The following is a 13757-nucleotide window of genomic DNA, read 5'->3' on the forward strand; positions in this document are numbered from 1 at the left end:
CGCTTTTCTTCGGTATATTCAAAAAAACATAGTCGCATAGCAAGGAGAGCGCTGTGAAATCAATTACTGAATGGTTTGATGAATATAGTGACAGCCATCAAGACCAAACCAATAAAAAAATTCACTGGGTCTGCGTTCCAGCCATTCTTTTTTCAATCATTGGGATTCTTGCTCACTTTAGCACGCTACTCACCGCCCTGCTGCTTGTACTGACCCTGGTCTTTTATGCCCGTCTGGATATTGTACTGGCAGTGGCAATGGCCGCGCTATTGGCAGTCATGGCATGGCTGATTGTAATTCTGCCTGTAGGGGTAGGTTTTTATATTGGCGTTTTTGTGGTTGCCTGGATTGGACAGTTTTATGGGCACAAAGTAGAGGGCAAAAAGCCATCATTCTTCAAGGACCTGCAATTCCTTCTGATTGGCCCAGTATGGTGCATGGACGCTTATCTGGCTAAAGTCCTACCTAAATGGAAATCTCGTCAAAAATTGGCGCTTACAAGCTGATTTAGCGCATGTTAGGTTCATCAGGATTCAAGGAAGATGTCATTGATACATTCTTCCTTGATATTTTAGCCATCCATCAATGTGTTTTCCTTGAGGATCATGGTGAGTCCAGTGAATCACACCACCTTTTTGGTTGTACTCATATTCACCATAAAACTCAACTTTATCGCCTTTTTTAAGTCCCTCAATTTTTGGTGCCAAATCAATGTTGTGGGCAATCAACACAGTCAATCCGTTCTCAAGTTGTAAAATCATTTTTTGATGTTTTGAACCTTGATCGTCATCTGGCAAAATTGCTTTTATTGTTCCCTGGGCTTGAACCTGAATATTACTTCGTTGCTGTTGATATGCCTGCATGATCTTCTGTTGATCATCTATGACTAAATTGGTAGAAGGTGGCAGAGCTGAGCCATTGGTTGTATTTTGTTTTTGCTTGAAATCCAATCCCAAATAAGCAGCAATAAGAAAAACCATCACGATGACAATTAAATTATTTTTTTGAGTTTTCATATCCACCTTTTTATCAAACACACCATAGCAAAATGCCAATCATATTGATTGGCATTTTGATCATACAATGTCTATGTCGCTTAGAATAGACGATTCATACCATTTAACGCAGCCACACGATAGGCTTCCGCCATCGTTGGATAGTTAAATGTTGTTTCAACAAAATACTTCAGGGTATTGTCTGGACTATGCATAACCACCTGCCCAATGTGGATAATCTCTGCTGCATTATTACCAAAGCAGTGAATACCCAAGACTTCCAAAGTATCGCGGTGGAATAGAATCTTTAATTCACCTACCGTATCACCCGTAATCTGTGCACGGGCCAAGTGACGGAAAGATGCCTGCCCTACTTCATAAGGGACTTTCTCATCGGTAAGCTGTTGTTCAGTCTTACCAATCGATGAAATTTCTGGAATGGTATAAATTCCTGTTGGGACATCCTTGATCGGTTTAACGTTCTTCTCGCCCACCATATTCGCCCCAGCACAGCGTCCCTGGTCGTATGCAGCCGATGCCAACGATGGCCAGCCAATGACATCACCCGCAGCATAAATATTATCAACTTCAGTTTGATATTGATCATTTACCATCAACTGACCACGATTGTTTGGTACAAGACCTACATTCTCGAGTCCTAAACCGTCAGTATTACCTGAGCGACCATTACACCATAAGATGGCATCAGCTTTGATTTTCTTGCCGCTAAGCAAATGTAAAACCACATGATCATCAAAGGTTTCTAGGCGATCGATTTGTTCATTGTGACGAATCAATACTCCTTGCTCACGCAAGTGATATGACAATGCATCAGCGATTTCATCATCAAGGTAGCTTAAAAGCTTTTGCTGAGTGTTGATCAAATCAACTTTATGATCTAGACCAATAAAAATCGATGCGTATTCGCAACCAATAACACCAGCACCGTAAATAATGATTTTTTGAATTGAATAATCCAAATCAAGAATTTTGTCAGAATCAAAAACACGAGGATGGTTAAAGTCCAAACCTTGTGGCTGATAAGGACGGCTACCCGTTGCAATCACAATTTGTTTACAGATAATGGTATCTTTTATGCCATCTTGACCAAAAATGAGTACGGTATTTTTATCTTGGATATATGCACGTCCATGAAAAACATCAATCTTATTGCGATCATAAAAACGTGTATGAGTATCAACTTGCTGTTGAATCACTTTATGCGCGTTGCGTAACACTTGTTTCATGGTGAATTGTTTCCATTCACCTACTTTTTGAAACATTGGATCACGCTGATAACGGATGATACTTGAAACTGTTTGACGTAAGGCTTTACTTGGAATTGTACCTACATGTGCACAGTTCCCACCGAGTTGATCACGTACATCGACGATTGCTACTTTTCTACCTGCTTTAGCTAGCTTCATTGCCGCGCCTTCACCAGCTGGGCCAGAACCGAGAATGACTGCATCAAATTTTACAACATTCCCACCAACGACCTCTTTCTTACGTGGCATTCAAAGCTCCTTTATCTCTTAGCTGTTTACTTCTATATATATGATAACTAATATGCTATGGGTTGATGTATTTCTCAACCATATATTTTTATATATTCACATTTTCAAAATGAATACCTATTTCATCCTATAAACCTATAAATTTGACTATAATAATCGAATATCTCAAGCAATAGGTTGTAGAAAATAAGATGTCTGAACACCGTAAACCTGAACAGGGCATAAAACTTCGTGGCGCTGAAAAAGTCGCTAGAATTCCTGTAAAAGTTATACCTACGGTTGAAGTACCTCGTAAACCAGACTGGATTCGCGTCAAAATGACTGCACCTGAAGAGGTTCAGCGTATAAAAACAACTCTACGTTCGCAAAAACTCCATACTGTTTGTGAAGAAGCTGCCTGCCCTAACCTTCCAGAGTGTTTTGGTGGTGGTACTGCGACTTTTATGATTATGGGCGATATTTGTACTCGTCGCTGTCCTTTCTGTGACGTTGCTCATGGTCGACCAAATGCACTTGATCCTGATGAACCTCGTCATATGGCGGAAACTATTTCAAACTTGGGTTTGAAATATGCGGTTATCACCTCTGTAGATCGTGATGATCTTTTAGATGGCGGCGCTCAACATTTTGTGGATTGTATTAAAGAAGCTCGTGCTTTGAGTCCCAAAACGCTACTTGAAATCTTAGTTCCTGATTTCCGTGGTCGCATGGATATTGCTTTACGCATTATGACTGAATGTCCACCTGACGTTTTTAACCACAATATCGAGACAGTACCTCGCTTATATAAAGCAATGCGTCCAGGCTCAGACTATCAACATTCTTTGAATCTTTTAAAAATGTTTAAAGAATACTGCCCAGACGTTCCCACCAAATGTGGTTTGATGGTGGGTATTGGTGAAACTGAAGAAGAAGTGATTTCTTTACTTGATGATCTTCGTGCTCATGATGTGGACTACGTAACAATTGGGCAATATTTACAACCATCTAAGCAACACGCGCCAATAGATCGCTTTGTAACGCCAGAAGAATTTGAACGTTACGCAGAACATGGTCGTAAATTAGGCTTCAGAAATATTTGGTCTGCACCCATGGTTCGTTCAAGCTACTTTGCAGATCGTCAGTATCATGGTGAACCTGTTCCTGCGGTTCGTCGCAAAGTAGATCCTGCTAAGAAAATTGCTGTACAAACTGTAGAAGCTTAATCAAGTTTCTATGAAGTAAAAAAGAGAACAATCATGTTCTCTTTTTTATTTTTTGATATGAGATAATCCAATTTTAAAAAATAATTTCTGTGCACTAATTAACGTTTCTTAACGAGCGTGAATTCCTCGTGAATAATTACCAATCGACACGCTACTACCAAAAAATCACTTAAAAACATTAATTTACTTTATACCCTAGTCCGCATAACCTGATTAAAGTAGAAGTGAATTTCAAAAAATTGTGATTTGTATTTTTTAACTTAATACATCCCTCTTTTTTGGAATTTCCTCCAAACAAAAATGAATATCAAGAAGCATTGTCAATTTAAACCGTTCATTGGAAGACGACTTCTTATTATAAATAACTTTGAGATCAGGATAGACACATGAATAAGAAAATTACAGCTTTGACTGTTACTGCATTAGCAAGCTTTGCATTGTTAGGTTGTAATAGTGATTCAGACAACGATACCGAGTCGTCAAATGTGAATACTGGCGATACTTTAATTCTAACTGCCAATGGAATGATTAGTTCAGTCGATAGATCAATGCCTGACAAGGTTGTGTCTAACCGCAAGATTAAAGGATTAATGTCTGGAGATGAACTGGTAGGTATTGATTACCGCCCTAAAGACGGCAAACTTTATGCTGTTGGTCTACAGGCGAACATATACACTTTAAATCCAAACAATGGCGAAGCAACTTTCCTGAGAAAACTAATCGCCGACCCGAGCGATACTACAGATGGAAATGCATCTTTCACACAAATTATGGGTGATGCCAACCTTATCACTGTTAATTTTAACCCTGCTGCAGATCGCCTACGTGTAATTTCTAACACAGGACAAAACTTGCGTATCAATGTTGATACTGGTGCAACCATTACAGATGGCACGATTAATTTAGCCACAGGTAGTGCAGCAGTTGTTGCAGGTGCTTATACCAATGCCTTTGCTGGCACAGGTTCAACCAAACTATATAGCATTGACCAAAATTCTGATCGCATTTATCTTCAAAATGCGAACGCAGGTACATTAGGTAATTCTACGGCTTTGGGTGCAGACATTAATACAAACGGCGGTGGCGGTTTTGATATAGACCCTGTCAACAATGTCGGTTTTGCCGCACTCAAACTCGCATCAGGCAATTATAAATTTTTTAGACTTAATCTAGCTAATGTCGGCACCTCAAGCGATGCTGTTTTTGAATCACATGACTTGAATAATAGTTTTAATAGCATGGGGATTCGTGGCATTGCATTAAAACGTTCAACTGATGCCACAGCTCAAGGCTATGGTTTAACAGCAAACAATAAATTGCTTAGCTTCGCTATTACCAATCCAAATGCTGTAACTGAAAAGAGCCTCACTGGACTGCTTGTAGATGAGAAATTTATCGGTATCGACTATCGTTTTAGAACCTCAACTGATAATTCTGGCAAGCTATATGGATTAACCAATAAAGGGAATTTGTATACAATCAATACAGACACTGGTTTAGCAAGCCTCATCACTGCACTCAAACCAGCTACTGGCAGCACTTTCACAAACCTAGATGGTACAAGTTTCGCAGTTGATTTCAACCCTACAGCAGATCGACTCCGCGTAATCAGCAATACTGGACAGAACTTAAGAATTAACGTCGATACTGGCGATACTATAAAAGATGGCGATATTAACGGAATTTCTGAGGCTAAAGTCACTGCAGCAGCATATACCAATAGTTTCGCTACACCTATCGCGATGTTAGCTACAGAACTATTTGATCTTGATCAAACAGGCAAAACTCTCACTAAACAGAATCCACCAAACGCGGGCACATTAAATCTTATCGGTAATTTAGGAATCAACTTAGGTATAGACAATGGCTTTGATATTGCTGGTGGTGACAATGGCTTAGCTTTAGCGACTGTGGCAGGTGAAACTGGACCATCTGTACTTTATCGAGTCGACTTAAATAGCGATACAACAATTACAACACCTAGAGCACGTTTAGCTATCAGTGTAGATGGAACACCAAATTTAGCAGCTTCAACTATTGGTGCTAACACAACTCCACAAGTCATCGACCTAGCGATCTTACTTAAATAAGCTAAAATCAAAAAAACCGCATCATTGATGCGGTTTTTTATTTTTGCCTATAAATTTTAAGCAATATGTTTTTGTACAATAATTGAACCTACAGAATAACCCGCACCGAATGATGAGATCACAGCATACTCACCGTCATCGACCTGCTCGCCAGTACGATGCATCGCAATAATCACACCTGCCGAAGATGTATTAGCAAACTCATCCAAAATAATTGGTGCACGATCTAAATCAGCATCTTTACCAACAACGAGTTTTAAAATTAACTCATTCATATTGGCATTCGCTTGATGTAACCAAAAGCGTTTAACTTGTTCAGGTGTTAATTCAAGTTTTTCTAACTGTGCAGTAATGATTTTTGCAACCAATGGGCAAACTTCTTTAAACACTTTACGTCCATCTTGACGGAACAATTTGTCATCAACCACAGCATCTTCACTGCGGTTTAAGAAACCAAAGTTATTACGAATATTATTTGAGAACTGAGTAAACAAATGAATATCCAGGATTTCATAACCAGATTTAGTTTCAGTTTCTTCGATAATTGAAGCCGTTGCAACATCACCGAAAATGAAATGTGCATCACGGGTACGGTAGTCTAAATGACCTGACGTGATTTCTACATTCAATAATAATACACGACGCGCACCACATTTCACGGCATCATAGGCTTGCTTTAAGCCAAAAGTTGCAGCGGAACAAGCTACATTCATGTCATAAGCATAACCTTGGATACCCAAAGCTGATTGAATTTCAATTGCCACAGCTGGGTAGGCACGTTGCATATTTGAACAAGCCAAGATGACAACATCAATGTCTTCTGCGGTCACGCCTGCATTTTCCATTGCCTGTTTAGCAGCAATCACGCCCCACTCCGCTTGAAGTGAAAGTTCATCATTGCTACGCTCTTGTAAACGTGGGCGTAAACGTGCTGGATCAAGTATCCCTGATTTCTCAACTACATAACGGCTTTTGATACCCGATGCTTTTTCAATAAATTCAGGGCTTGAGCCACGTAAGGCTTCAATTTCGCCTGCTTCAATCTGAGCGGCATGATCTTGATTATATTGTTCTACATAAGCATTTAAACTTTCAACCAACTCTTCATTGGAAATAGATTCGGTCGGGTGGAATAAACCTGTACCTGTTATACGGATGCCCATGTAAAACTCCTGTAAAGAATGGTTCTAGCTTTCATCATCGCTCAGTTTAACCGATTGCTAATCGATCCCATAGTTTTTGCAATCTAGTTGGTGAAATAGGCAGCTTTGTTTTCATCGGTTGAGAAAACAAGGAAATTCTAAGTTCTTCCAACATCAAATACAATTCTTTGATTTTAGGATCATTTTTAAATTTAAATACTTTGTCCATCCATGGATCGACATCATCAATTGCAGCGAGGTCACGTTGTAGATTATTGGGCAATCGGTCTAAACGCAATAGCAACGCTTTCAAATAACGTGGGTATTCCTGCCAAATCTCGGCAGATCGGCTATAAACAAAGTCTGCCAATGACATTAAATCAAGTTGGTCTTCAATGTCATCCACACTTCGACCAAAGATATCCTGATCTAAAACCAATAACTCGCAACGAATTTGCTGCCATTGAGTAAAAATATCAGTAATATCAATTAAAACTTTTTGACCATCTGCCAAAAATTGCTTTTTCACATCAACGATTAGCTGATTAAATTCCGCTGTATTTTTAGGCAAAGTTTTTATTGAAACTTGTAAGGTTGCATAAACCAGCATTTGTTCCAACTTCGCCCGATCACCTAAAGGCGAATATGCCAAAGCTAATGGTTTGGAAATCTGTTTTTTCAACTGACGGATTAAATCACCCAACTGCATATGCACAAGACGAATAATCCCCTCACGATGTTGCTTGATGGCTTCATCTTGATCATTAAAAGTTTGAATCACCACACCCGATTCATCTTTGGCATCCAATTCAGCAAAGGCTTTTGTAGGAACAAGTGCCTGATATTGCTTGACAATAACACCTGTGACTTTTTGGGAAGCCTCAAACACAAAATTTTCAGGAAAAGTCTGGAACTCACCCTTTTGCTGTTTCACAGGGCGATGCGTTTCAACACGACAACGCGCTTTGAGTTCATCTAAATCACGTCCTTGCGCAATGAGTTTGCCTTTTTCATCCACAACTTTAATAAAAGGTACAAGATATTGATCAATTCGTTCAAAAGAAAAATCTTTTTCAGTAATCTGCTCACCACGCAGAGCAAAAGCTAAATAACTAAATAAGTGCTCACGTAAATGTACTGCATCAACACCTTGCATCAGTTTTTTCGCAGTATCTGGAATCGGGACTAAATTACGACGTTTGTCTTTAGGCAACGCCTTGAGCAAAGCCTCTATTAAATCCTGACGCCACCCAGGAATCCCCCATGACCATTGCTTTTCATCGACCTGTGGCAAAGCCTGCACAGGAATTTTAACTGTTGCACCATCTTCATCATGGCTTGGATCAAAACGATAACTCGCAACTAAACGCAATTGTCCATTATGTAAATAATCTGGGAATTGCTGCGTGGTTGGCCGATCATTCATCCACAACGCATCATCTTCAACAAACAGATAACGCGGATTTTCTGTTTCTACTGTTGCTCGCCAATCCTCAAAACTACGGCGGCTAGCAATTTCCTCTGGCACTTTTTCAGCATAAAATTGATAAATAGTTTCTTCATCGACCACCAAATCACGACGACGCAATTTATCTTCAACACGTTCAACTTCTTCAAGCTTCAATAAATTATGCTTTAAAAACGGTGGCGTAATACCCAAATTACCAGTCGTTAAGGCATCCCGTAAAAAGATTTCATGTGCCGCGGCTTGATCAACTTTCTCAAAATTCACCATACGTTTTGGTTCAATAATTAAACCAAACAATGAAATTTGCGCATAGGCATTCACAATACCCGCTTTTTTCGACCAATGCGGTTCAAAATAGTGATACTTCAATAAATCACGTGCCGCCAACAAAATCCATTCTGGATCAATTTTGGCTAAGGTTCTCAAATACACTTGAGAGGTTTCCACCATCTCAAAAGCCATCACCCAGGCGGTATTGGTCTTATGCAGCGTACTGGCAGGAAATACTTTGGCTTTTTGCTGGCGTACCGCCATAAAGGTGTTACGTTCATCGGTTTTATTGGCGATAAATGACAGTAAACCCGTTAACAAAGCACGATGTAAATTTTCATAATTGGCTGCCTTTTCATTAAAGCTCAACTTTAATCCTTCAGCCAACTCAACTAATTGCTGATGGGTTTGCTTCCATTCCCGTAAACGCAACCAACTCAAAAAATGTTGACGCGCAAATTGACGGCGCTTGTTTTCAGACTGCGTATCAGGACTGGTTTGCAGCGTATTCCAGAGTTTTAAATAGAATAAAAAGTCTGAATCTGCTTCTTTGAATAAAGCATGCTTCTGATCAGCCTGCATTTGCTTATCGGCAGGTCGTTCTCGTGGATCTTGAATCGCCAAGGCACTGACAATAATCAATGTTTCTTTCAGCACACCAAAATGAGCGCCACCAATCAGCATACGAGCTAATCGTGGATCAATCGGCATGCGTGCCATCATTTGACCGACTTTAGTTAAATCATTCTTACGTTCGCTTAATGCACCCAACTCAATCAAAAGCTTGCGCCCATCATTCACCAAACGGAAATCAGGTGGCTCAATAAAGTCAAAATCTTCTAAACCACCTAAACCAAGACTTTGCATTTGTAAAATTACAGAAGCCAAGTTCGTCCGTTTGATCTCTGGTTCGGTAAACTCAGGACGACTTAAAAAATCTTCTTCACTGTATAGACGAATACACACACCCGCAGCAATACGACCACAACGACCTTTACGCTGATTGGCTGCTGCCTGTGAAATCGCTTCAATCGGTAAGCGTTGCACACGTGAACGGTAGTTATAACGTGAAATACGAGCAAAACCGCTATCGATCACATAACGGATATTAGGAACGGTTAATGCTGTTTCAGCAACGTTGGTTGCAATAATGATACGGCGACCTTTACCGCTTGGACTGAAAATCTTTTGCTGCTCGGCGAGTGCCAAACGTGCATACAAAGGCAACACTTCAGTATGACGAGGACCATATTTTTGCAGCGTTTCTTGTAATTCTCGGATTTCTTGCTCAGTGCTGGCAAAAATCAAGATATCAGCATGTTCTGGATGCCCTTTACCCTCAGCGTCAGCAAAACACTCTTCGACCGCTTGTACAACAGCACGTGGTAAGTTCTCTTCAAAATCATCAAACTCATCATCATCACTGCCAACAATACTCAGCTCAGAGATCGGACGATAACGCACTTCTACAGGGAAGCTGCGCCCTTCTACTTCAAAAATCGGTGCATCATTGAAGTATTGGCTAAAACGATTTACATCTAACGTTGCTGAGGTGACGATAACTTTTAAATCTGGGCGCTTGGGTAAAAGTTGCTTGAGATAACCCATGATAAAGTCGATATTGAGGGAGCGTTCATGTGCCTCATCAATAATGATGGTGTCGTATTTTGAAAGAAATCGGTCATTGGTCAGCTCAGCCAACAAGATACCATCAGTCATTAAACGCACGATAGAGTCCTGCGATCCCTGCTCATTAAAACGGATTTTAAAGCCAATCGCCTCGCCCAGTTTCTGCCCAACTTCTTCTGCAATACGTTGTGAGACACTGCGAGCAGCTAAACGTCGCGGCTGAGTATGCCCAATCATTCCCGTAAGACCACGACCTGCAAGCATGGCAATCTGCGGTAGCTGCGTGGTTTTACCCGAACCAGTTTCACCAGCCACAATAATCACTTGATGCTTTTGTATTGCGTCAATCAAACGATCTGCATACTGAGTAACAGGTAAATCTTGATTGAGCTTGATCTTGGGAAGACGAGCAAGACGTTGCTTGACTTTGTGGTTAGACTGTTCAAACAGTTTTTCGATTTCTGCTGGTTGTGTTTTTTTATCTTTGCGCAGTCGATTTAAACGGTGACGGTCACGTGCCATAACCCATTGATCTACATTTAAATGAATCTGCACTGAACAGCTTTCCTAGAAAATAAACTAATCGGCTATTTTACGCCTTAAAGTGTTGCTATGCAAAGTGACCACATTTGGTTCTTTTCAAAAACATGCAATATCCAATTGATGCATATGGGTACTTTTGCATTTTCTTATCTTTAAACTGAGTACAATATATAGCAATTAGCAAAATATAAGCTACACTTGGATTTATTTGAGATTTTACCCATACCTAAAATATATTCTGTAAATTTACGTGAAAAAGTCATGAAACATTATCATGATACTCACCATAAATCGCAAACTTGTCATTTTTTAGAAATACTCAAACGAGTTGATCCATCAGATATCTATTATATGGATGAAGCTGGCATGAGTTGCAATGAAGTCGCCCAAATGGGATGGTCAAAGAAAGGTACAAGATGTCATGCCACCCGTTCAGGTCTATCTTCCAGACCTATGAGCTTTATTGGTACTATATCTTTGGCAGAAAAACTAAATTTATCATGCCTATACTATTTGAAAGCTGTTGTAATCGTAGTGTATTTGAAAGTTGGTTAACTTCATTCGGATAATCATTTGGGAAGTCAAAACCGATGAAAGACCGTATTATCATTTTAGATAACGCGACTTTTCACAAAGGTGAAGAAATTGAAAATTATGATGCCCTAGTGCTTGGTTTTAAATCAATATAGCTTATATAGTAGGGTTTGCTATAGCTTAACTAGAGCAAAATATGACTTATAAATAAGCTTTTAGTTGTTCAAACAAGTGGGACCACCTCTATTCATTTGAAAATTATATTGTGGAATAACCCTTAGAGATAGAACTGTGCAAAAAAGCCGCTTGCATATACATTTAGTTGCCATTATTAAATGTCAACCGACCCTAATATTTCAATATATTTTTTTTGTTACTAAACACTATAAATTTTAACTTCTAATAAAATATTAGGCCTTTTTTTTAACAAAATCCTATTTTATTGTGGAATAGACAATTTAAACATCACTGAAGATTTTATTAAGAATGTAACTCTTACGGTGATTATCCATTTTAAGGAGAATAGAAATGACACATGCAGATGATTTTGATCGTGAGCAAATTAAAAATGCTCCAGATGAAGTTAAAAAAGAGTTGAATGCCGATCCAATTACTGGAGAGCCTGGTTCGCATCCTGTAGGAACAGGCCTGGGTGCAGCAGGTGGAGCAGCGGCAGGCGCTGCTGTAGGTAGTGTTGGTGGGCCATTGGGTACATTGGTTGGTGGAGCAGTTGGTGCTGTCGTGGGTGGTTTGGCAGGTAGTGCGGTTGGTGAAGCGATTGATCCAACGGTTGAAGATGCCTATTGGCGTGAAAACTACATTAATCAGCCTTACTATGGTACAACCAAGGCAAATTATCCAGACCTGAATTATGAACGGGATTACCAGCAGGCGTATCGTTTAGGTTATGACAATGATGCAATTTATGATCCTGATGTGGCATTTGAAGAGATTGAGCCAGAGCTAAAAGTCAATTGGGAAAAATCAAGAGCTGAATCACGCTTGTCTTGGGATGAGGCAAAACTTGCTTCCCGTGATGCCTGGAATCGTAATCGTAAATAACCAGATTAACTTATTCTGAAAAAAGAAAAGCCTTTTATTAAGGCTTTTCTTTTTTATATTTTCTAGGACTTACGCATTGACGGATTCAAAAAAGTATTAAAATAGTTTATAAAGTATCTGTGATCAGACGAACTAAACATGCTTCTACAGCAACTTGTACATTACCCATTTATATGGGCTTTCTCATGACAGAACCGAACTCTATTCGCTGCACACAACTTGCTGAGACTTATAATATCTCGCATGATAGTGTAAATCGCTTTCTGGAGCGTGAAGACTACACAACTCACGACCTATATCAAGAAGCAATTCAACATATTGATAATAATGAACTTATAATCAGTATTGATGATACTGTTTTAGATAAACCATATAGTCAACATATGGACTTAGTTAGCTATTTTTGGTCAGGCAAACACCACCGATCCGTCAAGGGTATTAATCTCATTACCTTGTATGCGACAGATCAGAATGGTCAAAATATTCCAATTAATTTCCGAATTTATGACAAATCTGAGGGTAAAACCAAGAATGATTACTTTATGGATATGTTAAGTGAAGTACTTAGTTGGGGTGCAAAGATTCAATTTATTACAGGTGATAGTTGGTATTCATCGACTGCAAATCTAAAAACCATAAGAAAACATGGTATTCGATTTATGTTTGGTATCGACTGTAACCGTAAGGTTTCCCCAGAAAAAGGACAATGGTTTCAACTGCGTTTATTGCCAGATTTCCATCAGGGTCAAGTGGTCTGGCTCAAAGATTTTGGCTTTGTACAATTATTTAAGACTCAGTTAAAAGAACAGCAGAGGTTTTATATTGTGCATCAAGATGAAGATGATTTATTGTCCTTTGAGGGTTTTCATGAATTACATTCAAGTCATTGGAAAATAGAACAATATCACCGAGTGATTAAACAGGTTTGTCATATTGAAAAGTTTCAAGTAAGACGATCTAAACTGATTTTGAATCATATTTTTTCAGCCTTGATGGCCTACGTCGAGATACAAAAGAACCAGTTTGAGGGGATCTTTGAAAATGTATATCATTGGCAGAAGAAATTATTTAGACCAATGATCAAAAACTTCATTGATGACTTTATTCTCGATAAAAATCATCTGCTACCACAAAAAGTCTATAAATAACAGTGCCTAAGTCGTATATATACAATTGTCTTTAATTGATTAGCCAATTGTCTTACTTGTTTTGCTAAATTGATAAATTTAGACCTGATTAGATATGTACATATCCAAACCCAACATTTTTATTATTTAAACGTTTTATTATCATGATAAACAA

The 13757-nt window shown here is 39.1% G+C and carries 10 protein-coding genes; 6 read left to right on the plus strand and 4 right to left on the minus strand.

Annotated elements, in window-relative coordinates; genetic code table 11:
* Nucleotides 1–53: 53 nt before the first annotated feature.
* Nucleotides 54–506 carry an Mpo1 family 2-hydroxy fatty acid dioxygenase gene (locus F988_RS07880; RefSeq protein WP_004682320.1) on the plus strand — a complete coding sequence of 151 codons (453 nt, stop codon included), beginning with the start codon at nucleotides 54–56 and terminating at the stop codon, nucleotides 504–506.
* Between the two features lie 39 nt (nucleotides 507–545).
* On the opposite strand, the gene F988_RS07885 is transcribed toward F988_RS07880, so the two are convergent.
* Both F988_RS07885 and sthA read right to left on the minus strand, forming a co-directional pair.
* Nucleotides 546–1016, minus strand: coding sequence for a DUF3465 domain-containing protein (locus F988_RS07885; protein WP_004682325.1), 471 nt, complete (start codon nucleotides 1014–1016; stop codon nucleotides 546–548).
* An 80-nt stretch (nucleotides 1017–1096) separates the two neighbouring features.
* Nucleotides 1097–2512, minus strand: coding sequence for a Si-specific NAD(P)(+) transhydrogenase (gene sthA / locus F988_RS07890; RefSeq protein ID WP_004682326.1), 1416 nt, complete (start codon nucleotides 2510–2512; stop codon nucleotides 1097–1099).
* 191 nt (nucleotides 2513–2703) lie between these two features.
* Between sthA and lipA the strand changes: the two genes are divergently transcribed.
* The gene (gene lipA / locus F988_RS07895) at nucleotides 2704–3717 is read left to right on the plus strand and encodes a lipoyl synthase (protein WP_004682327.1); all 1014 of its coding nucleotides are present in this window, start codon (nucleotides 2704–2706) and stop codon (nucleotides 3715–3717) included.
* A 386-nt stretch (nucleotides 3718–4103) separates the two neighbouring features.
* Entirely contained in the window at nucleotides 4104–5807 is a 1704-nt protein-coding gene (locus tag F988_RS07900; protein ID WP_004682329.1) for a DUF4394 domain-containing protein, read from the plus strand.
* A gap of 56 nt (nucleotides 5808–5863) precedes the next feature.
* Here the strand turns inward: F988_RS07900 and F988_RS07905 are convergent, their stop codons facing one another.
* Together F988_RS07905 and hrpA are read right to left on the minus strand one after the other, a co-directional pair.
* Nucleotides 5864–6970: a beta-ketoacyl-ACP synthase III gene (locus tag F988_RS07905; protein WP_004682331.1), complete on the minus strand. Its 1107-nt coding sequence runs from the start codon at nucleotides 6968–6970 to the stop codon at nucleotides 5864–5866.
* A 46-nt stretch (nucleotides 6971–7016) separates the two neighbouring features.
* Nucleotides 7017–10871 carry an ATP-dependent RNA helicase HrpA gene (gene hrpA / locus F988_RS07910; RefSeq protein WP_004682333.1) on the minus strand — a complete coding sequence of 1285 codons (3855 nt, stop codon included), beginning with the start codon at nucleotides 10869–10871 and terminating at the stop codon, nucleotides 7017–7019.
* 249 nt (nucleotides 10872–11120) lie between these two features.
* Between hrpA and F988_RS14605 the strand changes: the two genes are divergently transcribed.
* From F988_RS14605 to F988_RS07920, 3 genes are all read left to right on the plus strand, one after another.
* On the plus strand, nucleotides 11121–11414 hold the full coding sequence (locus F988_RS14605) for a hypothetical protein (RefSeq protein WP_171062324.1): 294 nt from the start codon (nucleotides 11121–11123) through the stop codon (nucleotides 11412–11414).
* 507 nt (nucleotides 11415–11921) lie between these two features.
* A complete protein-coding gene (locus tag F988_RS07915) occupies nucleotides 11922–12455 on the plus strand; it encodes a glycine zipper domain-containing protein (RefSeq protein ID WP_004682336.1) in 534 nt (177 codons plus the stop codon).
* A gap of 119 nt (nucleotides 12456–12574) precedes the next feature.
* Nucleotides 12575–13603 (plus strand): IS701 family transposase, encoded by a 1029-nt coding sequence (locus tag F988_RS07920; RefSeq protein ID WP_171062020.1) that lies wholly within the window; start codon nucleotides 12575–12577, stop codon nucleotides 13601–13603.
* The last annotated feature ends 154 nt before the right edge of the window (nucleotides 13604–13757 follow it).

The sequence above is a fragment of the Acinetobacter parvus DSM 16617 = CIP 108168 genome (assembly GCF_000368025.1).
Classification (GTDB): domain Bacteria; phylum Pseudomonadota; class Gammaproteobacteria; order Pseudomonadales; family Moraxellaceae; genus Acinetobacter; species Acinetobacter parvus.